The organism is Brevundimonas sp., from assembly GCF_032017145.1.
Lineage (GTDB): Bacteria > Pseudomonadota > Alphaproteobacteria > Caulobacterales > Caulobacteraceae > Brevundimonas.
Map to the genome: position 1 here is coordinate 49,445 of NZ_DALZQC010000003.1, position 21,678 is coordinate 71,122.

General features: G+C 66.0%; 25 protein-coding genes, 2 tRNA genes and 1 other RNA gene. 12 read left to right on the forward strand and 16 right to left on the reverse strand.

Features of this window, described 5'->3' with window-relative positions; translation table 11 throughout:
- The first annotated feature begins 10 nt into the window (after positions 1-10).
- The 3 genes from RTU05_RS01085 to RTU05_RS01095 all read left to right on the forward strand — a co-directional run bounded on the left by RTU05_RS01085 (position 11) and on the right by RTU05_RS01095 (position 3,125).
- Positions 11-490, forward strand: coding sequence for a glutathione peroxidase (locus RTU05_RS01085; RefSeq protein ID WP_312594981.1), 480 nt, complete (start codon positions 11-13; stop codon positions 488-490).
- Complete coding sequence (gene lpdA / locus RTU05_RS01090; RefSeq protein WP_312594982.1) at positions 490-1,896, forward strand: dihydrolipoyl dehydrogenase; 1,407 nt, start codon at positions 490-492, stop codon at positions 1,894-1,896. Before RTU05_RS01085 ends, lpdA begins: the two co-directional genes overlap by 1 nt.
- A 74-nt stretch (positions 1,897-1,970) precedes the next feature.
- Positions 1,971-3,125, forward strand: coding sequence for a low temperature requirement protein A (locus tag RTU05_RS01095; RefSeq protein WP_312594983.1), 1,155 nt, complete (start codon positions 1,971-1,973; stop codon positions 3,123-3,125).
- 4 nt (positions 3,126-3,129) lie between these two features.
- Here the strand turns inward: RTU05_RS01095 and RTU05_RS01100 are convergent, their stop codons facing one another.
- The 4 genes from RTU05_RS01100 to RTU05_RS01115 all read right to left on the reverse strand — a co-directional run bounded on the left by RTU05_RS01100 (position 3,130) and on the right by RTU05_RS01115 (position 7,259).
- A complete protein-coding gene (locus tag RTU05_RS01100) occupies positions 3,130-5,484 on the reverse strand; it encodes a UvrD-helicase domain-containing protein (RefSeq protein ID WP_312594985.1) in 2,355 nt (784 codons plus the stop codon).
- Between the two features lie 363 nt (positions 5,485-5,847).
- Positions 5,848-6,567, reverse strand: coding sequence for an SIMPL domain-containing protein (locus RTU05_RS01105; RefSeq protein WP_312594986.1), 720 nt, complete (start codon positions 6,565-6,567; stop codon positions 5,848-5,850).
- A 24-nt stretch (positions 6,568-6,591) separates the two neighbouring features.
- On the reverse strand, positions 6,592-6,816 hold the full coding sequence (locus RTU05_RS01110) for a ribbon-helix-helix domain-containing protein (RefSeq protein ID WP_312594988.1): 225 nt from the start codon (positions 6,814-6,816) through the stop codon (positions 6,592-6,594).
- The gene (locus tag RTU05_RS01115; RefSeq protein WP_312594990.1) at positions 6,813-7,259 is read right to left on the reverse strand and encodes a YbaY family lipoprotein; all 447 of its coding nucleotides are present in this window, start codon (positions 7,257-7,259) and stop codon (positions 6,813-6,815) included. Before RTU05_RS01115 ends, RTU05_RS01110 begins: the two co-directional genes overlap by 4 nt.
- Before the next feature lie 79 nt (positions 7,260-7,338).
- Here RTU05_RS01115 and RTU05_RS01120 point away from each other — a divergent pair, with 79 nt between their 5' ends.
- Positions 7,339-8,223, forward strand: coding sequence for an EamA family transporter (locus RTU05_RS01120; RefSeq protein WP_312594992.1), 885 nt, complete (start codon positions 7,339-7,341; stop codon positions 8,221-8,223).
- Here RTU05_RS01120 and RTU05_RS01125 read toward each other — a convergent pair.
- Positions 8,220-8,408: a DUF4169 family protein gene (locus tag RTU05_RS01125; protein ID WP_312594994.1), complete on the reverse strand. Its 189-nt coding sequence runs from the start codon at positions 8,406-8,408 to the stop codon at positions 8,220-8,222. The genes RTU05_RS01120 and RTU05_RS01125 overlap by 4 nt on opposite strands.
- Before the next feature lie 2 nt (positions 8,409-8,410).
- A complete protein-coding gene (locus tag RTU05_RS01130; protein WP_312594996.1) occupies positions 8,411-9,622 on the reverse strand; it encodes a patatin-like phospholipase family protein in 1,212 nt (403 codons plus the stop codon).
- Positions 9,623-9,810: 188 nt separating this feature from the next.
- On the opposite strand from RTU05_RS01130, the gene RTU05_RS01135 reads away from it, so the two are divergent.
- Positions 9,811-10,050, forward strand: coding sequence for a DUF2171 domain-containing protein (locus tag RTU05_RS01135; RefSeq protein WP_312594998.1), 240 nt, complete (start codon positions 9,811-9,813; stop codon positions 10,048-10,050).
- 92 nt (positions 10,051-10,142) lie between these two features.
- Entirely contained in the window at positions 10,143-10,529 is a 387-nt protein-coding gene (locus RTU05_RS01140) for a YccF domain-containing protein (protein ID WP_312594999.1), read from the forward strand.
- A 72-nt stretch (positions 10,530-10,601) separates the two neighbouring features.
- On the opposite strand, the gene fumC is transcribed toward RTU05_RS01140, so the two are convergent.
- Positions 10,602-11,993, reverse strand: coding sequence for a class II fumarate hydratase (gene fumC, locus RTU05_RS01145; RefSeq protein WP_312595001.1), 1,392 nt, complete (start codon positions 11,991-11,993; stop codon positions 10,602-10,604).
- Between the two features lie 61 nt (positions 11,994-12,054).
- Here fumC and RTU05_RS01150 point away from each other — a divergent pair, with 61 nt between their 5' ends.
- Positions 12,055-12,426: a RusA family crossover junction endodeoxyribonuclease gene (locus tag RTU05_RS01150; RefSeq protein ID WP_312595002.1), complete on the forward strand. Its 372-nt coding sequence runs from the start codon at positions 12,055-12,057 to the stop codon at positions 12,424-12,426.
- A gap of 3 nt (positions 12,427-12,429) precedes the next feature.
- On the opposite strand, the gene RTU05_RS01155 is transcribed toward RTU05_RS01150, so the two are convergent.
- From RTU05_RS01155 to miaA, 3 genes are all read right to left on the reverse strand, one after another.
- Positions 12,430-12,903, reverse strand: a complete 474-nt coding sequence (locus RTU05_RS01155) for a ClpXP protease specificity-enhancing factor SspB (RefSeq protein ID WP_312595004.1) — start codon at positions 12,901-12,903, stop codon at positions 12,430-12,432.
- 68 nt (positions 12,904-12,971) lie between these two features.
- Positions 12,972-13,339: a transfer-messenger RNA gene (gene ssrA / locus RTU05_RS01160) on the reverse strand.
- Between the two features lie 15 nt (positions 13,340-13,354).
- Positions 13,355-14,227 (reverse strand): tRNA (adenosine(37)-N6)-dimethylallyltransferase MiaA, encoded by an 873-nt coding sequence (gene miaA, locus RTU05_RS01165; RefSeq protein WP_312595006.1) that lies wholly within the window; start codon positions 14,225-14,227, stop codon positions 13,355-13,357.
- Between the two features lie 75 nt (positions 14,228-14,302).
- On the opposite strand from miaA, the gene RTU05_RS01170 reads away from it, so the two are divergent.
- Together RTU05_RS01170 and RTU05_RS01175 are read left to right on the forward strand one after the other, a co-directional pair.
- A complete protein-coding gene (locus RTU05_RS01170; protein WP_312595008.1) occupies positions 14,303-15,370 on the forward strand; it encodes an Mrp/NBP35 family ATP-binding protein in 1,068 nt (355 codons plus the stop codon).
- Positions 15,371-15,448: 78 nt separating this feature from the next.
- Positions 15,449-16,546, forward strand: a complete 1,098-nt coding sequence (locus RTU05_RS01175; protein ID WP_312595010.1) for an NADH:flavin oxidoreductase — start codon at positions 15,449-15,451, stop codon at positions 16,544-16,546.
- Positions 16,547-16,568: 22 nt separating this feature from the next.
- Here the strand turns inward: RTU05_RS01175 and RTU05_RS01180 are convergent, their stop codons facing one another.
- Together RTU05_RS01180 and RTU05_RS01185 are read right to left on the reverse strand one after the other, a co-directional pair.
- Positions 16,569-16,889: a YbjQ family protein gene (locus RTU05_RS01180; protein ID WP_292024292.1), complete on the reverse strand. Its 321-nt coding sequence runs from the start codon at positions 16,887-16,889 to the stop codon at positions 16,569-16,571.
- A 9-nt stretch (positions 16,890-16,898) separates the two neighbouring features.
- Positions 16,899-17,426, reverse strand: a complete 528-nt coding sequence (locus RTU05_RS01185; RefSeq protein ID WP_312595012.1) for a dihydrofolate reductase — start codon at positions 17,424-17,426, stop codon at positions 16,899-16,901.
- A gap of 56 nt (positions 17,427-17,482) precedes the next feature.
- On the opposite strand from RTU05_RS01185, the gene RTU05_RS01190 reads away from it, so the two are divergent.
- Positions 17,483-18,067, forward strand: a complete 585-nt coding sequence (locus RTU05_RS01190; RefSeq protein ID WP_312595014.1) for a hypothetical protein — start codon at positions 17,483-17,485, stop codon at positions 18,065-18,067.
- Here RTU05_RS01190 and RTU05_RS01195 read toward each other — a convergent pair.
- From RTU05_RS01195 to RTU05_RS01205, 3 genes are all read right to left on the reverse strand, one after another.
- Positions 18,064-18,369 carry a phosphoribosyl-ATP pyrophosphohydrolase gene (locus RTU05_RS01195; protein WP_312595016.1) on the reverse strand — a complete coding sequence of 102 codons (306 nt, stop codon included), beginning with the start codon at positions 18,367-18,369 and terminating at the stop codon, positions 18,064-18,066. The genes RTU05_RS01190 and RTU05_RS01195 overlap by 4 nt on opposite strands.
- On the reverse strand, positions 18,369-19,196 hold the full coding sequence (locus tag RTU05_RS01200; RefSeq protein WP_312595029.1) for a thymidylate synthase: 828 nt from the start codon (positions 19,194-19,196) through the stop codon (positions 18,369-18,371). The genes RTU05_RS01195 and RTU05_RS01200 overlap by 1 nt, the downstream gene beginning before the upstream one ends.
- Before the next feature lie 167 nt (positions 19,197-19,363).
- Positions 19,364-19,906, reverse strand: coding sequence for a DUF924 family protein (locus RTU05_RS01205; protein WP_312595018.1), 543 nt, complete (start codon positions 19,904-19,906; stop codon positions 19,364-19,366).
- Between RTU05_RS01205 and ilvC the strand changes: the two genes are divergently transcribed.
- The gene (gene ilvC, locus RTU05_RS01210; protein ID WP_312595019.1) at positions 19,905-20,939 is read left to right on the forward strand and encodes a ketol-acid reductoisomerase; all 1,035 of its coding nucleotides are present in this window, start codon (positions 19,905-19,907) and stop codon (positions 20,937-20,939) included. The two genes, RTU05_RS01205 and ilvC, sit on opposite strands and share 2 nt — an antisense overlap.
- Before the next feature lie 45 nt (positions 20,940-20,984).
- Here the strand turns inward: ilvC and RTU05_RS01215 are convergent.
- Positions 20,985-21,061: transfer RNA gene (locus RTU05_RS01215), tRNA-Pro, on the reverse strand.
- A gap of 200 nt (positions 21,062-21,261) precedes the next feature.
- Here RTU05_RS01215 and RTU05_RS01220 point away from each other — a divergent pair.
- A tRNA-Gln gene (locus RTU05_RS01220) sits at positions 21,262-21,335 on the forward strand.
- The last annotated feature ends 343 nt before the right edge of the window (positions 21,336-21,678 follow it).

The following is a 21,678-nucleotide window of genomic DNA, read 5'->3' on the forward strand; positions in this document are numbered from 1 at the left end:
GGGTGAGGTCATGACCTCGGTCTATGACTTCTCCGCCCGGGCCATCGACGGCGCGGACGTCTCGCTGGATCGCTTTCGCGGTCAGGCGCTGCTGATCGTGAACACGGCGTCCAAGTGCGGCTTCACCGGCCAGTATGACGGTCTGGAGAAGCTGCACCGGGATTTCGCGGATGCGCCGTTCGAGGTGCTGGGCTTTCCCTGCAACCAGTTCGGCAATCAGGAGCCGGGCCGGGCGGCGGAGATCGCCGCCTTCTGCGCCACCAGTTTCGACGTGAGCTTCCCCTTGTTCGACAAGGTGGAGGTCAACGGGCCGAACCGGCATCCGCTCTACGCCTGGCTGACCCAACAGAAGCGCGGCTTCCTGGGCTCCCAGGCCATCAAATGGAACTTCACCAAGTTCCTGACCGACCGCGAGGGCAGGGTGGTCGCCCGCTACGCCCCGCAGACTGAACCCGAGGCCATCAAGGCCGACATCGAGAAGTTGATCTAATGGCTGCTGAATTCGATCTCGTCGTCATCGGCTCGGGCCCCGGCGGCTACGTCGCGGCCATCCGCGCCAGCCAACTGGGCCAGAAGGTCGCCATCGTCGAGCGCGAGAATCTGGGCGGCATCTGCCTGAACTGGGGCTGCATCCCGACCAAGGCCCTGCTGAAGTCGGGCGAGAAGTTCGAGAGCCTGTCGCACCTGAAGGACTACGGCCTATCGGCGTCCGGCGCGTCGTTCGACTTCGACGCCATCATCCAGCGCTCGCGCGGCGTGGCGGCGACGATGAACAAGGGCGTCGCCTTCCTGATGAAGAAGAACAAGATCGAGGTGATCGAGGGCGCCGCCAAGCTTGAGAAGGGCGCCGCGGCGCCCAAGATCGTGATCGCCCTGAAGGCCGGCGGGTCGCGCACGGTCGAGGCCAAGTCGGTCATGCTGGCCGTCGGCGCCCGCGCCCGCGCCCTGCCGCAGATCGGTCTGGAGGCCGACGGCGACAAGATCTGGGCCTATCGCGACGCCCTGGCGCCCAAGAAACTGCCCAAGACCTTCGTGGTCATCGGTTCGGGCGCCATCGGCATCGAGTTCGCCAGCTTCTATCGCGCCCTGGGCGCCGAGGTGACGGTCGTCGAGGCCGTGGACCGCATCATGCCGGTGGAGGATGAAGAGGTCTCCAAGGCCGCGCAGAAGTCGTTCGAAAAGCGCGGCATCAAGTTCAAGGTCGGCGCGAAGGTGACCAAGGTCTCCAAGAGCGCGACCGGCGTGAAGGTGGATGTCGAGATCGGCGGCAAGGCCGAGACGCTGGAGGCCGAGGTCTGCATCTCGGCGGTCGGAATCACCGCCAACACCGACGGCATCGGCCTGGAGGCGCTGGGCGTCGAACTGGATCGCGGCCACATCAAGACCGACAGCCACTGCCAGACCAACGTCAAGGGCCTGTACGCCATCGGCGACTGCGCCGGGGCGCCGTGGCTGGCGCACAAGGCGTCGCATGAGGGCATCCACGCCGCCGAGCACATCGCCGGCTACAAGACGCCGAACGTCCATTCGCCCATCGCCGGCTGCACCTACGCCCAACCGCAGGTCGCCTCGGTCGGCGTGACCGAACAGGCCGCCAGCGCCGAGAAGCGCGACGTCAAGATCGGCCGCTTCCCGTTCCGCGTGAACGGCAAGGCCGTGGCGGCGGGCGAGCCGGACGGCTTCGTCAAGGTGATCTTCGACGCCAAGACCGGCGCCCTGATCGGCGCCCACATGATGGGCCATGAAGTCACCGAAATGATCCAGGGCTACGTCACCGCCATCGCCATGGAGGCGACGGAAGAGGACATCCACGGCATCGTCTATCCCCACCCCACCATGTCGGAGGCCATGCACGAGGCGGCGCTGGACGCCTACGGACGCACGATCCACCTCTGACGTCCTTCGATAAACCGACCCGCGACAGGGTCGAAATCGTTCGCTAACCTGGTCATCGAGACGAGGAGGGGCGGATGACGTCGCTGTTGCGGGAACGGGTCGAGGGCGAGCACGCTCGGGTTGGCTTCGTCGAACTGTTCTTCGACCTGGTCTTTGTCTTCGCCATCACCCAGGTCAGCCACAATCTGCTGGCCCATCTGAACCCGTTGGGCGCCCTGCAGGCCGCCATGCTTCTGGCTGCTGTCTGGTGGGCGTGGATCTTCACCTCATGGGTGACGAACTGGCTGGACCCCGAGAGAGGACCGGTGCAGGTGGCGCTGTTCGTTTTAATGGGGATCGGCCTGATCATGTCGGCCGCCCTGCCGCATGCCTTTGAGGCGCAGGGCCTGGCTTTCGCCCTGGCCTTTGTCGGCATCCAGGTCGGGCGCACAGCCTTCATGCTGTGGGCGGTGAGGGGCGATGTCAGCCTGAGGCGGAATTTTCTGCGTATCCTGGTCTGGTTGCTGGCTTCTGGCGCTCTGTGGATCGCCGGCGGTCTGGCAGAGCCCGAGCAGAGGCTTTGGTTCTGGCTGGCGGCCCTGGCGGTCGAATATGCATCGCCGGCGCTCTATTTCTTCGTGCCCGGCCTGGGGCGGTCGCACACCGACGACTGGACGATCGAAGGTGGTCATATGGCCGAGCGGGTCGGGCTGTTCGTCATCATCTGCCTGGGCGAGACCCTGCTGATCTCGGGCGCGACCTTCGCTGGGCTGGACTGGTCCTCGGGCGCGGTCTGGGCCGCCTTCGTTTCGGCGGTCCTGTCCACCGTCGCCATGTGGCGACTGTTCTTCAGCCAGGCGCATGAATCGGCGTCGCACGCCATCATGCACGCCGCCGACCCGGGACGACTGGCGCGCCGCGCCTATACCTATTCGCCGATCCTGGTCATCGCCGGGATCATGGTGGTGGCGGTCAGCGACGAACTGGCCCTGGCCCATCCCGACGGCCATGTCTCGACGGCGGCGGCCCTGACCCTGCTGGGCGGGCCGATCCTGTTCCTGATCGGCACGGCGGTCGCCATATGGGCGATTTGGCGAAGGATCGCCTGGGGGCGGTTGGCGTGCTGCGTCATCCTGGCGGCGGGGTGGCTGGTCGCGCCCTGGACGACGCCGCTGATCCTCAGCCTGGCCTCCACGGCGGTCCTGATGGCGGTCGGCGTATGGGAGAGCCTGCGCTCGCGCGTGACCTGAAAGGTCAGTCGGCCTTTTCCACGAAACTGTCGATCACACGCTTCTCACCGGCCTTTTCGAAGTCGACCAGCAGCTTGTTGCCCTCGATGATGCGGACGTTCCCGTAGCCGAACTTCTGGTGGAAGACGCGCTCGCCCCTGGTCCATTTCGAGTTGGTTTTGGCGGCTGTGGCCACCAACCGGCCATCGCCCTCGATGACGGCCTTTCGGGCCGGGATTCTGGCGGGCGTCTGGGCGGCGGTGAAGCTTTGGGCGCGTTTCCAGCCGGGCGAGGAATAGCCGCTGCCGAAGGAGGGCGCGTCGTCCCAGCGGCTCTTGGCCTCTTTCATGCCGGTCGAGGCGCCGTAGTAGCCGGTGTCGGATTGCGGATCGACGTGGGCGATGGGCAGTTCATCGACGAAGCGGCTGGGCAGTTGCGATGTCCAGCGACCATAGACCAGCCGGTTGGCGGCGAACGAAATCCGCGCGTCCCGCTTGGCGCGGGTCACGCCGACGTAGGCCAGGCGGCGTTCCTCCTCCAGGCCCTTTTCGCCCTTTTCGTCGATGCTGCGCTGGCTGGGGAAGACGCCTTCCTCCCAGCCGGGCAGGAAGACCAGCGGGAACTCCAGCCCCTTGGCGCCGTGCAGGGTCATGATCTGGACCGCCCCGTCGCCATTGGGATCGTCGCCCGCGCCGCGATCCAGGTCCATGACCAGGGAGACGTGCTCCAGATAGGCTTGCAGCGTCTCGAACTGCTGCATCGACTGCACCAGTTCCTTCAGGTTCTCCAGTCGCGTCTGGCCGCTGGTGCGGTCGGCCTTCTGCATGTCGGTATAGCCGCTCTCCTCCAGCACCGTCTCCATGACCTGCCAGTGGGGCGTGGTCTCGGACAGCACGCGCCAGCGGTCGATGTCGCGCACGAAGTTGGACAGGGCGGTGCGGGTGCGGGCCTGAAGCTCGTCGGTGTTGATCAGGCCGCGCACGGCCGTCAGGGCCGACAGGCCGTGTTCGCGGGCGATCTGCAGGATCTTTTGCACCGAGGTGTCGCCGATGCCGCGTTTGGGCACATTGACGATCCGCTCGAACGCCAGGTCGTCGTCCTCGGACAGGATCAGGCGCAGATAGGCGTGGGCGTCGCGGATTTCCGCGCGCTCGAAGAAGCGCGGCCCGCCGATGACGGTATAGGGGATGGCCAGCATGACCAGCCGCTCCTCGAACGCCCGCATCTGGAAAGAGGCGCGGACCAGAATGGCCATGTCCTTGTATTTCAGACCGGGCTCGCCGGCGTGCGGACGGCGCGCGGTCTCGATCTCGTCGCCGATCAGCCGGGCCTCGGCCTCGCCGTCCCAGACGCCGCGCACCCGCACCTTGTCGCCGCCGTCGTCCTCGGTCCACAGGGTCTTGCCCAGGCGGTCGCGGTTGGCGGCGATCAGGCCCGAGGCCGCGCCGAGAATGTGGCTGGTCGAGCGATAGTTGCGCTCCAGCTTGACGATCTTGGCGCCGGGGAAATCGCGCTCGAACCGCAGGATGTTGTCCACCTCGGCCCCACGCCAGCCATAGATCGACTGATCGTCGTCGCCCACGCAGCAGACATTGCCGGTCGAGGCCGTCAGCAGCCGCAGCCACAGATACTGGGCGACATTGGTGTCCTGATACTCGTCGACCAGGATGTAGCGGAAGCGCCGGCGATACTCCTCGGCGAGATCAGCATGCTGCGACAGGATGGTGATGTTGTGCAGCAGCAGATCGCCGAAGTCGCAGGCGTTCAAGCTGCGAAGGCGCGCCTGATAGGCGGCGTACAGGCCCTGGCCCTTGCCTTTGGCGAAATCCTCGCCGGGCGGCAGTTTCTCGGGCGTCCAGCCGCGGTTCTTCCAGTGGTCGATCAGGCCCGACAGCGATTTAGGCGTCCAGCGCTTGGTGTCGATATTGGCCGCTTCCAGCAGTTGTTTCAGCACCCGCTCCTGATCGTCCGTGTCCAGGATGGTGAAGGTGGATTTCAGCCCCACCAACTCGGCGTGGCGACGCAGGATCTGGGCGGCGATGGAGTGGAAGGTGCCCAGCCAGCGCAGCCCCTCGGCCGACGGACCGATTAGATGGGTGATCCGCTCGCGCATTTCGCGCGCAGCCTTGTTGGTGAAGGTGACGGCCAGCAGTTCCCACGGCTTGGCCCGACCCGTCGCCAGGATGTGCGCCAGCCGCGTTGTCAGCACCCGCGTCTTGCCCGTGCCCGCGCCCGCCAGCACCAGCACGGGACCTTCGGTCGTCTCCACCGCCTCGCGCTGTTCCGGGTTCAGACCGGCCAGATAGTCGCGCGCCTGCGCCTCCTCGGGCGCGCGGGCGCGGGCCAGGTCGGAAATACGGGGGGCGGGAAGATCGGTCACGGGCGAAGAACTATCCGTCTTTCAGAGAGGCGTCAGGCAGAATCGAGAGCGGAACATAAGGGGACCGCAAGGCAATGTCAGGGCCGGGGCCGCAATGAAAACACGGAACCTGCTGCTCGGACCGCCGGTTCCTTATTGCGATGCAACGCGCGACCAACATCGACCGAGAGGTGACGAGCGCCCAACGACGGAGGGGTCGCTCCGGCTGGATCGCCTTTGCGGTGGGCATGCTCGCAATGTTCGTCTTGCTGGGAGTATGGATCGTCTTGGTCGAAATGGGCGGGAGTGCCGCGTCCGAGGCCGTCCCGTCCGCCAAGCGCCCCGCGTCGACGATCACAACGCAAGACGCCTGCGCCGACAGCGCTATTTCAGACTGTAGGTGATCGTCGTCACCACGCGGATCTTCTTGTCGATGGAGGCGGCTTCATTGTCGCCGGAGCCGTCGCGCGGCAGGATCTCGAATGAGCCCTGGGTGGCCTGACGAATGGGTCCCAGGGGCGTTCCGCTGTCCTTGGCGAACTGTTCGGCCCCGGTGCGGGCGGCGGCGGTGCCCTCGGCGATCATCTGCGGCCGCACGTCGTTCAGCTTGGTGAAGATGTAGGACGGCCCCTGGAAGTCTTGCAACACCACATCCTGGCGAACCAGGTCGTTCAGGGCGCGGGTCGTGGCCTGGACGCGCGCCACGTCATTGGTCCGCACCACCACCGTCTGGGCCAGGATGAAGCGCGGGCCGCCGTTCTGGGCGGCGTATTCGCGTGAACGGGTGTCGGCGACCTCCAGCCGTCCCAGTTCGATGGCGGACGCGGGATAGCCCTGACCGCTCAGAAAGCGGCGGACCAGGCCCAGATCATTGTCGATCTTGCCCTGCACCTCGGACAGCACGTCGCCCGAGGCGGTGAACCGAAGCGGCAGCACCGCTAGGTCGGCCTTCACGTTGCGCTCAGACAGGCCGCGCACCGTCACCGTGCGGTCGCCGGCGCGGGCATGGATCACGCCCTGGCCAATCAGGGCGCCAGCGCCGATGAAGCCCAGGGCGAGAAGGCCGCCGAAGACAGCGGCGGGAACCAGTCGATTGTCGTTCATGAACGCTTCTCCACTCGGGTCATATCAGGCCGCGCGCCCGTTGTCCGCCACCCAGTCCAGCGCCAGCAGGCGGCAGGCCGAGGCCAACGGACGTCGACCGCGCCCGGCGTCGACCTCGGCCAGAAGTTGGGCCTTGCTGAGGCTGCGCGTCGCCGCGATCCGGTCCAGCACGGCCCAGAACTCGGGCTCCAGCGCCACCGACGTCGCATGACCCGCCAGGGCGACGGAGCGTTTGGACAGGCCGCTCAACGCGCGGACTTGAGCACGATCTCGGCCGAGGTCGGCGCGCCATGGGTCAGGACGGCGTGGCGGGTGTCGGTCGTGAAAACCAGGGCGCCGGACGGATCGCGGATTTCGGCGCGCACGGCATAGGTGTGACGCGGGTCGACCTGCGACGTGGGGAAGCCCAACGTGACGGAGTAGGGCGGTCCGCCGTTCAGGGTCTCTCGCGTCTCGGCCAGAACCCGGGCGGGGGCGTCGGCCAGGCTGACGTCCTCGACCCGCACCGTCAGCACATGGCCGGGCGGCAGCATGATCCGTTCGCGATACAGGGCGGTGACGTTGACGACAGTCGTGCCCGTCGTCATCGGAGGCGGCGTTTCGCCCGGCGTGGCGCAGGCGGCCAGCACCAGGGCGGCGGGCAGAACGAGGGCGGCGTTTCGCATGGCGATCTCCTGTTTGAGCGCCAGCATGTCACACTCGGGCGCAAGACGTGAGGGGCGGACGCGCTTTCAGGGTGGTAAGCGGTGCGCGCCTGTCTGGAGACCGCGCTTGAGCCGACCCTTCGCCATCGCCGCCATCGCCGCCTGCGCCCTGATCTGGGGCACGACCTGGTATGCGATCACCCTGCAACTGGGGCCGGTGGATTCGGTCGTCTCCATCGTCTGGCGCTTCGGTCTGGCCGCCGTCGTGCTGTTTGGCTTCTGCGCGGCGACGCGCCGCCCGCTGGGGCTGACACGGCCGCAGCATATGGCGGCCATCGGCCAGGGCGCCTTCGTCTTCGCGGTCAGCTATGGGTTCGTCTATGCGGCCGAAGGACAGGTGGCCTCAGCCGTCGTGGCGGTCATTTTCGCGGCCCTGGCCTTCGTGAACCTGATCCTGTTTCGGGTGCTGGCCGGACAGAAGGCGGCGCCGGCGGCCTGGCTGGGCGCGGTGTTCGGGGTGATCGGGGTCGGCGTCCTGTCCTATGGACAGATGGCGACGAACGGGGCGGGCCTCAATCCGGGACTGGGCGTGGCCTTCGCCCTGACGGCGGTAATGGCTTCGGCGCTCGGCAACTGGTTCGCCTGGCGGTCGCAGCAGGCGGGGGCGCCGGTTCTGCCCGCGACGGCCTGGGCGATGGCCTACGGCACGGCGATGCTGGCGCTGTACGGCTTTGCGACGGGCGTGACGTGGCGGATCGAGCCGACGCCGGCCTATCTGCTGTCGCTGCTGCACCTGTCGCTGTTCGGGTCGGTGATCGCCTTCGGCCTGTATTTCACCATCGCCCGCCAGCGGGGCTACGCCCTGGCCAGCTATATCTCGGCCCTGACGCCGCCCATCGCCATGCTGGTGTCGGTGATGTTCGAAGGCGCGCGTTTCGGCTGGAGCGCCCTGATCGGTCTGGCCCTGGTGCTGGCGGGGCAGGTCATGCTGATCCGCGCGCCCAAGGCCTAATCGTCGTCGGGTGTTTCGCGCTTGTTGCCGTCCAGCAGGCGGGACGCGCGGGCCTGATCCAGGCTGGCGGCCTGTTTCTCGGCTTTCGTGCGGCCGTAGGCGACCCGGTTTGCGGCGGCATCGGCCTTCTGGCTCGCCCTGGCCCGGGACTTGCGGGCGCGGTTCAGGTTGACGACCTCGCCCATGATCAGGTCTTGGGCGTTTCGGCCTGGTCAGGCTTTCTGGGCGGCTCGGGCGCCAGGACGGCCGGCACCTGGCTTTCGTCCACGCGCGTCTGGGGAATGAAGGGCTGGTCGGCCTGCTTCTCGTCCAGACGGGTCCAGGCGTCCGGGCCGCGGCCGCGCTGGCGGCCCAGTTCGAACATGGCGGACATGGTTTCCTGATCGAACTTCAGGCTGGACGCCTCCACATTGTCGGGGATGGCCGACAGCGACATGTCCAGGCCGTTCCTCTGGGCGAACGCCGTGGTGATCGCCAGATGGGTGCGGAGAGACGCCTTGCTCATGCTGTCGTAGGTGCGCGACAGGATGCCCGACAGGCGGCCGGGGGTGACGCCGTCGTTGCGGCCCGTCTGGCCGTTGATGATGACGTAGAGCGCGCCGACGCGACCCTCGTCCCGGGGCCGGGTCCACAGCATCAGGTCCTCTGGAATGGCCAGGAACGGCGTGTTCACCCCGCCGTCCACATGCATCTCCAGCACCACCTTGTCATGGCCTTGCAGGCCGGCGATCAGAACGGGGGGGAAGACGCCGGGAATGCTGGCCGAGGCGACCAGCACCTCCTTGAACAACTCGCGCGCATTGTCGTCGCCCTGGCTGGCCAGCAGGCCCATGTCCCAGATGACGGTCTGCTCGCTGTCCAGATCGGTCGTCGCGACCAGAAGGCGACGGCCCTTGGCGTGTTCGCGCGCCACGGCTTGCAGCAGTTCGGGGGTGACATTGTCGTCGACCAGATTGCGCAGGACCTGTGACGAGAACAGGCTGGGGTTCAGGAAGGCGGCGAAGCTGCGCCAGCTCAGAATATTGCTGGCCCCGCCGCTGGTGTAGGCGTGGCGCAGTTCGTCATCCCAGTCCGAACCCAGGAAGGCGAAGGGGGCGGCGAGGGCGCCGGTGCTGACCCCCGTCACCACGTCGAAGGTCGGGCGGTCCCCATGCTCGCTCCAGCCTGTCAAAAGGCCCGCGCCATAGGCGCCGTTCGCCCCGCCGCCAGATAGGGCCAGGATGGTCGTCGGATGATCCGGGCGGAGACGGCCCGCGATTTCCTGGGTGAAGGCCTGCAAGCGGGCCTGGTCGTTGCTGCGGATACGGGGGTCCTCGGCCTTGACCAAGGTTCCGTCGGCGATCCTGAGCGGACCCGTGGGCCGATCCAGCGTGCCGCAAGCGGACAACGCCAAAGCCATGACGACGCCGAAAAGACCAAACCCGATCCGCCGCATTCGCTCAGTTCCAGTGTGTATGAACGCCTGTCACATACAGCGTCACGGTTCCGGCCGCCAGAGACAAGACGCCTTCCTAAGCGTCGCCGTTTGAAACTCCCGGCGCAGGCTCACGTTCTCAGCGGCAGCAAAAACCCTGTATTGGAGACACCATGATCGACGTTTCACTCATCAAGGAACATCTGGAAGTCGTCGGTTCGGACGGCGGTCACGTCGGTCGCGTGGACCACGTGCTGGGCGATCAGATCGAACTGGCCAAGATGGATTTGGCCGGGGGCTTCAAACACCATTTGATCCCCGTCAGCTGGGTCTCCCGCGTCGATGACAAACACGTCCATCTGACCCTGACCAAGGACGAGGCCAAGTCGCGCTGGTCGGAAAAACCGCACTAAGCGAAGAGCAGAGCTCCGGACGAAGGCCCCGCTGTCAATGGCGGGGCTTTTTCTGTAGCTCGACATCCAGAAACGCCACGCTGGAGCCGACCGTGATCCGACTGATCCTGAATATCCTGTGGTTTGTGTTCGGGGGATGGCTGTCGGGCCTGCTGTGGTTGCTGGGCGGCGCGATCCTGGCGCTGACCGTGGTCGGTCTGCCGTGGGCTTTCGCGGCGTGGCGCATTGCCAGCTACTCCTTCTGGCCGTTCGGCCGCGAGATTGTATGGCAGGAAGCGCACCCGGTGGCGGGCTGCATGGGCGTCGTGCTGAACGTGATCTGGTTCGTGTTCGCCGGTTGTTACATCGCCCTGTCGCATCTGATGATCGCGGTGGCCGAGTTCGTCTCGATCATCGGCATTCCGTTCGCCCTCAAAGATCTGGAACTGGCCAAGCTGGCGTTGGCGCCGGTCGGGCGAACGATCCGGGACAAGTCTTAGTCGCATCAGAAACGAAAACGGCCGGCTCTCCTGCGAGAACCGGCCGTTTCATTATCTGGTCCGTGTCCAGGTTCATCCCGGCGAGATCATCTTCTCCGGACGGACGGCCTCGTCGAACTCGGCGTCGGTCAGATAGCCGCCGCCGACGGCTTCTTCGCGCAGGGTGGTGCCGTTCTTGTGCGCCGTCTTGGCGATCTTGGCGCAGATGTCATAGCCCAGCTTGCCGTTCAGGGCCGTGACCAGCATCAGCGAATTGTTCAGGCCGCGCGCGATATTGTCCTCGCGCGCCTCGATGCCGACGACGCAGTTGTCGGTGAAGCTGATGGCCGCGTCGGCGATCAGGCGCACCGACTGCAGGAAGTTGTAGGCCATCACCGGGTTATAGACGTTCAGCTCGAAATGGCCTTGCGATCCGGCGAAGGTCAGGGCGGCGTTGTTGCCGAACACCTGGACGCAGACCTGGGTCAGGGCCTCGCACTGGGTCGGATTGACCTTGCCCGGCATGATCGACGAACCCGGCTCGTTTTCCGGCAGGGCCAGTTCGCCCAGACCCGAACGCGGGCCGGAGCCCAGGAAGCGGATATCGTTGGCGATCTTGAACAGCGAGGCGGCGACCGTGTTGATCGCGCCGTGGCTGAAGACCATGGCGTCGTGGGCGGCCAGGGCCTCGAACTTGTTCGGCGCCGTGGTGAAGGGTAGGCCGGTGATCTCGGCGATCTGGGCGGCGACCTTTTCAGCGAAACCGATTGGGGCGTTCAGGCCGGTGCCGACGGCGGTGCCGCCCTGGGCCAGTTCCATCAGGGCGGGCAGGGTCTGTTCGATCCGCTTGATGCCGTTCTCGACCTGCTGGACGTAGCCGCCGAACTCCTGGCCCAGGGTCAGGGGCGTGGCGTCCTGGGTGTGGGTTCGGCCGATCTTGATGATGTTGGCCCAGGCGTCCGACTTGGCCTTCAGCGCGGCGTGCAGGTGCTTGAGGGCGGGCAGCAGATCGTTGACCACCTGTTCGGCGCAGGCGACGTGCATGGCCGTGGGATAGGTGTCGTTGGACGACTGGCTCATGTTGACGTGGTCGTTGGGATGGACCGGCTTCTTGGAACCCATCTCGCCGCCCAGGATCTCGATGGCGCGGTTCGAAATCACTTCGTTGGCGTTCATGTTCGACTGGGTGCCGGAACCCGTCTGCCAGACGACCAGCGGGAAGTGGTCGTTCAGCTTGCCTTCGATCACTTCGTTGGCGGCCTTGACGATGGCGTCGGCCAGGGCCGGATCCAGCTTGCCCAGGTCGCGGTTCGTTTCGGCGGCGGCGCGCTTGACGATCCCCAGGGCGCGCACGACGGGCAGCGGCTGCTTCTCCCAGCCGATCTTGAAATTGCCCAGCGAACGCTGCGCCTGGGCGCCCCAGTAACGATCGGCGGCGACCTCGATGGGGCCGAAGGTGTCGGTTTCGATACGGACGTTGCTCATGGGCGGAAATCTCGTCTGTCAGGCGTGGCGATGGGTTGCGCGGCGGTGTAGCACGCAGGTCATGCAGGGCAAGACGAAGGCGGATTGGATCGGGACCGGCAAGGTCCGAGCACGCGAAGACGGCGATGCCGTCGAGATCGTGATCGACGGCCTGACGACCCAGGCCAAATACTACAAGCCCTTGGTCTATGAGTTCATGCGCAAGGAGTGGCGCGGCGCCCGGCCGTCCTGGGGCGACCATGTCGTAGAAATCCGCATGGAGCACGTCGGAGAACCGCCGTGGATGGACCTGGACAATCTGGCCAAGGCGCTGCTGGATTCGATCAAGGGCTATCTGTTCCACGACGACGCCCAGGTCGCGCGGCTGCTGGTCGAGCGGCACGAGGGCGACAGAGAGCGGATCGTGATCCGCGCCTATCCGCGTCGGCCCTGACGCCTATTTCTTGCGGAACTGGTCCAGCGAGACGACCTTGGGGCCATCAGAAGCGGGCGACGGGTCGTGGGACGGGGCTGGCGTCTCCTCGACAACCTCGACGATCTCCGGCTCCTCGAACTGTAGCAGGAACTGCACGCTGGGATCGTAGAAACGGGTGACGGCCGAATAGGGGATGACCAGGCTCTTGGGCATGCCGCCGAAGCGCAGCTTGACGGAAAACTTGTCCGCCTCGACGCGCAGGTCCTCGTACTGATGCTGCAGCACCACGGTCATCTCGTCGGGGTATTTCGCCAGGATGTCGGGCGCGACGCTGACGCCCGGGGCGCGGGTCTTGAAGGTGATGTAGAAATGATGCGCGCCGGGCAGGCCGTCCGACAGCACCCGTTCCAGCGCCGCGCGCATGACGCCGCGAAGGGCCTCGTGCGCCAGTCGCTCATACTGCATCTCATCGACCGGAGGGGTCTGGTCGCTCATCGTCACCTCGCAACAGAGCGCGACTGATAGCGGCGCCAGGGCGCGGACGATAGATGTCATTACGGTAAAGCGCCGGGATTCTGTTGCCAGGCTCCCGACAGGCCCCGCCCAAGGATCTGAACCCCTAGGACTTAAGGTTCGAAATCACCCGAACCGCATTACGCGGCGAGAGCGACTTCTCCAGCGAAGTTATCGTTCGCAGTTAGAAAATGGCCCGATACGGTGGGCCAGGACGAGCGAAAGCAATCCTCTTTACACGTCCGTCGATGCTAGTCGGCCCCATGTCGCCTCCGCCGATAACGCGGGGAGAAAGTTGGTGGAGCCGCCGGGAATCGCACCCGGGTCCGGTCCGCTTATTACAAGCGCGTTTATCGCCATAGTCCGGCCGAAACCGGACGGCTTCAATATAGGGCGACGGCGGACGCTTTCCAAGCGCGTAGTCGAAAAGGCCTTAGATGCGCGGCCAGTCGGCGGTCTGGTTTCGGAACCACGTCAGCTGGCGCTTGGCGTAGTTGCGGGTCGCCTGTTTCAGGGCGGCGACAGCGGTCGGACGGTCCGTCTCGCCCGACAGATGCGCAGCCAGTTCCCGCAGGCCGACGGCCTTCATTGCGGGAAGCGCGGGGTCGAGGTTCCGCTGCATCAAGGTCTGGACCTCCGTCAGTACGTCCTGGTCCATCATCTGGTCCACGCGGCGGTCGCAGTTGTCATACAGCCGGGCCCGGTCGGGTTCGATCACCAGGCCGGTCCAGTCGCTTGGCGTCAGGAGCGGCTGCGTCTGCGTCTTCCAGGCGCTGAGGGTGCGGCCCGTGGCGGCATGGACGCTCATGGCCCGCACCAGCCGTTGGCGGTCGCCCTGTTCGATGCCGCGCGCGGAGGCCGGATCGATCTCGGCCAGCCGCTGGCGAAAGGCGGTCTCGCCGTCCTGCAGATAGTCGGCCTGGATCGTATCGCGCACCGATGACGGCACCGGGGGAATGTCGGCCAGACCGCGTGTCAGCGCCGTGAAGTAGAGGCCTGTGCCGCCGACCAGGATGGCCGGACGGCCTTCATCACGAAGCTCGGCCAGCAGGTCGAGAACCGCGCGGCTCCATCTGCCGACCGACCAGGCCTCGGCCCCATCGACCACGCCGTACAGCCGATGGTCGGCCACCGCCTCCTCTTCGGGCGAGGGACGGGCGGTCAGAATACGCAGGTCGGCGTAAAGTTGCTGGCTGTCGGCGTTGACGATCGCCGAGCCGGTTTCGCGCGCCATCTTCAGGGCCAGCGCGGATTTGCCCGAAGCGGTGGGGCCGGCGAGCAGGGTGACGAATGGCGGTTTGGACAAATCGAGGCTCGCGGCAGGGCTGGGACGGCGATAGAACGCGCGCCTTATCGCCTGCAAGCCTTCTGGGAGATCGTCTTGGTCGAACGCACCGCCGTCATCGCCGCGCTGGACGCCGTCATCGACCCCGTGTCGGGCCAGGGACTGTTCGCCGCCGGCCTGGTTCAGGGCCTGGTCGTGGCCGAGGACCGCGCGGGTTTCGCGCTGGAGGTCGATCGTAGTCAGGCGGCCGCCTACGCCCCGGTCCGCGACGCCGCCGAGGCCGCGCTGAAGGCCATCCCCGGCATGGCGCGGGTGTCGGTCATCCTGACGGCCGAGGCGGCGGCGTCGCCCGCGCCCCGCACGGCCGGCCTGTCGAAGGCCGCCGTCGATCAGGGGCGGCCCAAGGCCCCCGTTCCGACCGACCGTCCCGCCCATGTGCGCTGCGTCCTGGCGGTGGCCAGCGGCAAGGGCGGGGTGGGCAAGTCGACGGTCGCGGTCAATCTGGCCTTCGCCCTGTCCCGGCGCGGCCTGTCGGTCGGCGTTCTGGACGCCGATGTCTATGGGCCGTCGTTGCCGACCATGCTGGGAGTCTCGGGTCAGCCGGCCTATGAGGACGGCGCCATCGTCCCGCATCAGGCGCATGGGCTGAAAGCCATGTCCGTCGGGCTGCTGACCAGGATGGACGACGCCATGATCTGGCGCGGCCCCATGGCGTCGCAGGCCATAACCCAGATGCTGAGCCAGACGCGATGGGGCACGGCCGAGGCCCCGCTGGACGTCCTGGTCGTCGACCTGCCGCCCGGCACCGGCGATGTCCAACTGACCCTCATCCAGAAGACGCCGTTGGACGGGGCCGTGATCGTCTCCACCCCGCAGGAGGTGGCCCTGGCCGACGCGCGACGGGCGCACACCCTGTTCCAGAAGGTGGGCGTGCCGACCCTGGGCCTGATCGAGAACATGAGCGGCGACGTCTTCGGTCGCGGCGGCGGCGAGGCCGAGGCGGCCCGGCTGTCCATTCCCTTCCTCGGCGACTTGCCGCTGGACGCCGCCTTGCGTCAGGCCGGCGATGCGGGACGACCATTGGCGGCGGAGGATACCTCGGGCGACCTTGCCAGCCGTTTCGACGCCATTGCCAGGGCGACAGCCTCTGCGCTCGGCCTTTAAAAGAATCCGTCGGGCCAGGGGTTTTCAAAGGCAACCCTATTCGCCACCTTGGGTGCTGCCATTCTCCAAGGACATCCAATGAGCGTCGACGCCCTGTTTCGCCCCTTCACCGTCAAGGGGCTGACCCTGCCCAACCGCATCGTCATGGCCCCCATGACGCGGTCCTTCTCGCCCAATGGCGTGCCGACGTCCGATGTCGCCGGCTACTATCGTCGGCGGGCCGAGGGCGGCGTTGGACTGATCGTGACCGAGGGCACGGTGATCGAGCGGCCGGCGGCCCGCAACGACGTCAATGTGCCGGTCTTCCATGGCGAGGCCCTGCCGCAATGGAAGACGGTGGTGGAAGAAGTTCACGCCGCGGGCGGCCTGATCGCGCCGCAGATCTGGCACGTCGGTTCGGCGCGCGGTCAGGGCGCGGAGTGGGAGCCGCTGGGCAAGGTCGACAGCCCGTCGGGCATGACCGCGCCGGGCAAGGCCAAGTTCGAACCCATGACCGAAGAGGACGTCGCCGACGTGATCGCCGCCTTCGGTCGCTCGGCCCGCGCTGCGCGTGATCTGGGTTTCGACGCCGTCGAGATCCACGGCGCCCACGGCTATCTGATCGACCAGTTCTTCTGGGGCGGGCTGAATGCACGGGAAGACCGCTGGGGCGGCGCGACCATCGCCGACCGCGCCCGTTTCGGGGTGGAGGTCGTCAAGGCCGTACGTGACGGCGTGGGCCAGGACATCCCGGTCATCCTGCGTCTGTCGCAGTGGAAACAGCAGGATTACGCCGCCCGCATCGCCGAGACGCCGGATCAGATGTCCGAATGGCTGTCGCCGCTGTCCGAGGCCGGGGTCGATGTCTTCCACTGTTCGCAACGCCGGTTCTGGGAGCCGGAGTTCGACGGTTCCGATCTGAACTTCGCCGGCTGGGCCAAGAAGCTGACCGGCAAGCCGACCATCACCGTGGGTTCGGTCGGGTTGGACGGGGAGTTCATCGCGGCCTTCGGCGGCGAGGCGTCGCAGCCGGCGTCGCTGGACGGCCTGCTGCGACGGCTGGAGGCGGAAGAGTTCGATATGGTCGCCGTGGGCCGCGCCCTGCTGGCCGATCCGCAATGGGTGGCCAAGGTGCGCGACGGCCGCACCGACGAGCTTCAGAACTTCGAACGTTCGGCCCTGATGAGTCTGTCCTGATCGTTCAGCGTCGTCGAGCCGGTCAGGCCGGCTCGACGATGACCCCTGTGCCGTAGGCCAGGACCTCGGTCACGCCGGGCATGATCTCGGTGGCGTCGTAGCGGACGGCCAGGATGGCGTTCGCGCCATGGGCCTCGGCGTGTTTGACCAGTTCGTCATAGGCTTCCTGCCGACCGGCCTCGGCCAGTTTGACATAGGCGCCTACGCGCCCGCCCAGCATCGACTGCACGCCGCCGATGGCGTCCGAGATGGCGTTGCGCGAGCGCACCGTCACGCCGCGCACCAGGCCGATATGGCGGGTCACGCGAAAGCCGGGCAGGTCGTTGGTCGTGGTCACATACATGGGTGTCTCCTAGCGACGTTCGAGGATGCGGAAGGTGAAGGCGTGATCGTCCTTCTCGCCCGCCGGATGCGATTCCGACGATACCTCGACCCACGCCGTTTCGTCGAATGGGGGAAAGCCGGCGTCGCCTTCGGGGGCGGCGTCGACCTCGGTGATGTAAAGGCGTTTGGCGCGGGGCAGGGCGGCATCGAACAGGGCCGTGCCGCCGATGACGCAGATTTCGTCCACGCCGTCGTCCTGGGCCGTTTCGCGACCGATCTCGATGGCCTCGTCCAGGGTGGCGCAAGCCAGGGCGCCCTTGGCCATGCCGTCGGCCTCGTAGGATTGGTCTCGGGTCATGACCAGGTTCAGGCGACCGGGCAGGGGTTTCAGCGGCAGGCTCTCCCAGGTCTTGCGCCCCATCAGGCACGGCTTGCCCACGGTGATGGCCTTGAAGCGCTGCAGATCGCTGCGCAGCCGCCAGGGCAGGTCGCCGTCGCGGCCGATGACGCCGTTGCGTCCACGCGCGACGACCAGGGAGATGATGGGCTGGGGCAAGAACCTTGACCGTACTGCTGCGTTGAGGTGGGCCACCCATGAACGCGAGCCCAGACATGAGCAAGTACATCCCCTCCATCGTCGTCGGTTTCCTGGTCGCTCTGGCCGTCAGCTTCGGTTTGGCCTTCTTCTTCTCGTCGTTGGGGGCGCGTTCCGGGTTTCTGCCGATCATGGCCGGCGCCGTCTTCGGCGTGTTCACCGCCTACATCATGGCCAATCTGGTCGGCACAAAGCGGGGCAGGGCCGCGACGGCGGAGCAGAAGCAGGCCGCGCTGGATTTCCGACCTGATGCCGATAAGGCCCTGCTGATCGTCTATCGCGAGGGCTTTGTGGGCAAGGCGGCGGGGCTGGACCTGTCGCTGGACGATCGGTTCGTGGCCCAGCTTAAGAGCCCGCGCTTCACCGCCGTCTCCGTCGCGCCCGGCGGCCATCAGTTGTCGATGGCGTTCGGCGGTCTGGCCGGCAAGCAGAACAAGCCGACGCTGGAAGGCTTCATCGCCGCGCCCGGCGAGGTGATTGCCTTCCGCGCCACGATGCAGATGGGCATGACGAAGAACCGCATTGTGGTGGATCGGATCACGACGGACCAGGACCTGGTTCAGCGCCTGAAGCCGATGATCATGATCGCGCCGGAGGTTTAGGGCGCGGTCTGAGGCTCCAGCCATTTCAGCCATTTGCGCTGCATGGCCTGCTCCAGATCGACGCCTGACCGGGCGCAGTAGATCAGCAGCATGCCCAGCAAGTCCGCCGTCTCGTCGCCCAGCGCCAGGGCGTCAGGCTTGCCCCGCGCGCGGCCGGTCAGGCGAAGATGTTCGGCGGTCAGTTCGCCCAGTTCCTCCTGCAGTTTCAGCAGCGCCCAGTCGCGATCACGGTCGATGTCGTGTTCGGCGGCATAGATGTCGGAGATTCGCAGGACGTCGGCCTGCAGGTCCTTGAGGTTCATCAGACCGCGACAGCCGCCTTGATATGCGGCCAGGCCTCATAGCCCTCCAGCGTGAAGTCGCTTAGCTCGAAGGCGAACAGGTCGGTCGTGGGCGCGATCCGCATGACCGGCAGGGGCAGGGGCTCGCGTGTCAGCTGAAGCTCGGCCTGTTCCAGATGGTTCAGATACAGGTGCGCATCGCCGAAGGTGTGGACGAAGTCGCCCGCCTCCAGCCCCACGACCTGGGCCAGCATCATCGTAAGCAATGCGTAGGAGGCGATGTTGAACGGCACGCCCAGGAAGACGTCGGCGCTGCGTTGATACAGCTGGCAGCTCAGTTTGCCGTCCGCGACGAAGAACTGAAACAGGCAGTGGCACGGCGGCAGGGCCATGTCGTCCACGTCCGCCGGGTTCCAGGCGGTGACGATGTGGCGGCGGCTGTTAGGATTGGTCTTCAAGCCGTGGACCAGTTTCTCGATCTGGTCGATGACCCGGCCGTCGGGCGCGGCCCAGGAACGCCACTGTTTGCCGTAAACCGGCCCCAGCTCCCCTTCGGCGTCGGCCCATTCATCCCAGATGCGGACGCCGTTATCCTTCAAATAGGCGATGTTGGTCTCGCCGCGCAGGAACCACAGCAGTTCGACGATGATGGAGCGCAGGTGCAGCTTCTTGGTCGTCAGGACAGGAAAACCCTTGGCCAGATCGAACCGCATCTGGCGACCGAACAAGCCCAGAGTCCCGGTGCCGGTGCGGTCGTCGCGCCTCGCGCCGTTGTTCAGGATGTCGTGCAGCAGATTTAGATACTGACGCTCAGGGTGATCGGCCGGCGCGGATAGGGGCTCGTTCAGGGGCGATGACCTCAAGTCCGATCCAGTAGCAAACTGCCCGCTGCCGTCCATCATCATGTCCCCAACCTCGGCCAAGACCGCGCTGAGTCACTTAAGAACTTCCTAACTAAAGGGTCGCGTCTTGAATTTTATCAATACGCCAGGGGCTGGAGATACTTGTGGGCGAATCAGCCCCCGAAACCGCCGTCGTCCAGGAAGGCTTGTTCTTCAGGCGTCGTCTGACGGCCCAGTGCCGCGTTTCGGTGGGGGAAGCGGCCGAAGCGAACGATGATGTCGCGATGGAGTTCACCCCACTTCTCCAACTCCGCGTCGCCGGCGATCAAAGCCATGTAGCGGTCCTGATCCTCGATCCTTTCGGAATGTTCGAACGGCAGCAGGATGAAGTTCTGCAACGCCGGTTCGACGGCCAGATGCAGTTCGCGCGCCACCGCCTGATTGGCGAACATCAGCGCCAGCGGATCGGTGGCGAACTGGTGCGCTGTGCCGCGGAAACTGTTCCGCGGATACTGGTCCAGCAGGATCAGCAGCGCCAGGGCGCCCTCGGCCGTCGCCATCCAGTCGTCCAGTTCGCGCCGCGCGGCGGCCCAGTGGACGTCGCGGCCCCGCTCGCGGAAAAGAGTGTCGAACGCATCGTCCTTGGCGAACCACTTTTCGGGTCCGGCCTCTTTCCAGAAGGCGACGACGGAGGAAGGGGTTATGAAGACGGTCATGACCCAGACCATACCCAATCCTCTGCCCGTCTTCCATGACCGCGACTGCGACCTTTCGATCATTCGCGGCAAGCGCGTGGCCATGATCGGTTATGGCAGTCAGGGCCGCACCCATGCGCTGAACCTGCGCGATTCGGGCGTGAGCGACATCGTGGTGGGGCTGAAGGCCGGCTCAAAGACGCGCGACCTGGCGCGCGCCGACGGATTTGAGGTGATGACCGCCGGTCAGGCTGCGACGGGCGCCGATGTGATCGCCGTAATGACGTCCGACGAGGCGCACCGCGATCTGTGGCGCGACGAGCTGGAGCCCAACGTGCGGCCTGGCGCGGCCTTGGTGTTCGCCCACGGCCTGTCGGTGCGATTCGGCCTGGTCGAACCGCGCGGCGATCTGGACGTGATCCTGGCTTCGCCCAAGGGCATAGGGCCGCGTATTCGCGACCTGTACGAGGCCGGGGAGGGGGTCTTCTGCCTGTTCGGCGTGCAGCAGGACGCGACAGGCGACGCCCACGCCCTGGGTCTGTCCTATGCGGCGGCGCTGGGGTGCGGGCGCAAGGGCATTCTGGAAACCACGATGCGCGAAGAATGCGAGAGCGATCTGTTCGGCGAACAGGTGGTGCTGTGCGGCGGAATCGCCGAACTGATCGACGCCGCCTTCATGAAGCTGGTCGACGCCGGCTATCCGCCAGAGGTGGCGTGGTTCGAGTGTTTCTACGAGACCAAGCTGGTCACCGACCTGATGTACGAACGTGGCATCGCGGGCGCCTTCGCCAAGATTTCCAACACGGCGGAATACGGCGCTTATCTGACAGGCCCGCGCATCATCGGCCCGGAATCGCGACAGGCGATGGATCGGGTGTTGGCTGAGGTCCAGGGCGGCGATTTCGTTCGCCGGCTGATGGCCGATTACGACGCCGGTTCGCCCGATCTGACCGCGCGTCGAAAGGCGCTGGGCTTGCGGACCATCGAGTCGGTCGGCGCGCATCTGAACGCGGTGGCGCGTCAGGCGATGGAGACGGCGGCAAACGACGACTGACCGCGCTAGGCGGGGCAAGATCGTCGGAAATCTCGAAGGAGAAGATGGTCGGAGTGAGAGGATTCGAACCTCCGACCCCTGCGTCCCGAACGCAGTGCTCTACCAGGCTGAGCCACACTCCGACCGTGGGGACGGGCCATTAGGCGTCGCCCCGAAGTGAGGACGCGGCTTATAGCCATGGGTTCGGTAGGCCGCAAGCACCCATTTCGACCTTCTTCGCACAGACCGAAAATAGTCCTGAAAGAGGGTGTTGCATCCCAAATCGGTTTGGCCTATCTGACCGCCTCCGCCGCACAGAGCGCTGCGGAAACGCCGGTCCTGCTGGGGAATGGTGTAATGGTAACACTACGGTTTTTGGTACCGTCATTCTAGGTTCGAGTCCTAGTTCCCCAGCCACCGCCCTCACTGCATTTGAGCCCTTGTGACCCCGCCTCAGGGTGGTGGGTTTTACACCGGGTTTTACAGTTGGCGTTCTGTTCTGGTTCTCTTGGAGCCTTGCGGATCATGCCCAATCCGATCGCTTCCCCGGTGACGTAGCGGCGGGCGATCTCCTTCACCCGCTTCAGCTCCCAGCGCAGGCGTGACGAAACAGGAGTATCATCTGCCGAGGCAGGGACCCGACGCGTCACCGACATCCTTCGTGATGACATCGCTCTCGAGGACCGAAGCGCAGCGCTCGCAGCGTAGGCAGTGTGGACAAAGTGTTTGATCCAGAGTCGGATTGAAGCGACGAGGACAA

Bases quoted from the DNA above. Each gene is read 5' to 3' on its own strand.
- RTU05_RS01085 (WP_312594981.1), top strand. From the start codon at position 11: ATGACCTCGGTCTATGACTTCTCCGCCCGGGCCATCGACGGCGCGGAC.
- lpdA (WP_312594982.1), top strand. From the start codon at position 490: ATGGCTGCTGAATTCGATCTCGTCGTCATCGGCTCGGGCCCCGGCGGC.
- RTU05_RS01095 (WP_312594983.1), top strand. From the start codon at position 1,971: ATGACGTCGCTGTTGCGGGAACGGGTCGAGGGCGAGCACGCTCGGGTT.
- RTU05_RS01105 (WP_312594986.1), bottom strand. From the start codon at position 6,567: ATGAACGACAATCGACTGGTTCCCGCCGCTGTCTTCGGCGGCCTTCTC.
- RTU05_RS01115 (WP_312594990.1), bottom strand. From the start codon at position 7,259: ATGCTGGCGCTCAAACAGGAGATCGCCATGCGAAACGCCGCCCTCGTT.
- RTU05_RS01125 (WP_312594994.1), bottom strand. From the start codon at position 8,408: ATGGGCGAGGTCGTCAACCTGAACCGCGCCCGCAAGTCCCGGGCCAGG.
- RTU05_RS01130 (WP_312594996.1), bottom strand. From the start codon at position 9,622: ATGGCTTTGGCGTTGTCCGCTTGCGGCACGCTGGATCGGCCCACGGGT.
- RTU05_RS01135 (WP_312594998.1), top strand. From the start codon at position 9,811: ATGATCGACGTTTCACTCATCAAGGAACATCTGGAAGTCGTCGGTTCG.
- fumC (WP_312595001.1), bottom strand. From the start codon at position 11,993: ATGAGCAACGTCCGTATCGAAACCGACACCTTCGGCCCCATCGAGGTC.
- RTU05_RS01150 (WP_312595002.1), top strand. From the start codon at position 12,055: ATGCAGGGCAAGACGAAGGCGGATTGGATCGGGACCGGCAAGGTCCGA.
- RTU05_RS01155 (WP_312595004.1), bottom strand. From the start codon at position 12,903: ATGAGCGACCAGACCCCTCCGGTCGATGAGATGCAGTATGAGCGACTG.
- RTU05_RS01175 (WP_312595010.1), top strand. From the start codon at position 15,449: ATGAGCGTCGACGCCCTGTTTCGCCCCTTCACCGTCAAGGGGCTGACC.
- RTU05_RS01180 (WP_292024292.1), bottom strand. From the start codon at position 16,889: ATGTATGTGACCACGACCAACGACCTGCCCGGCTTTCGCGTGACCCGC.
- RTU05_RS01190 (WP_312595014.1), top strand. From the start codon at position 17,483: ATGAGCAAGTACATCCCCTCCATCGTCGTCGGTTTCCTGGTCGCTCTG.
- RTU05_RS01195 (WP_312595016.1), bottom strand. From the start codon at position 18,369: ATGAACCTCAAGGACCTGCAGGCCGACGTCCTGCGAATCTCCGACATC.
- ilvC (WP_312595019.1), top strand. From the start codon at position 19,905: ATGACCCAGACCATACCCAATCCTCTGCCCGTCTTCCATGACCGCGAC.
- RTU05_RS01205 (WP_312595018.1), bottom strand. From the start codon at position 19,906: ATGACCGTCTTCATAACCCCTTCCTCCGTCGTCGCCTTCTGGAAAGAG.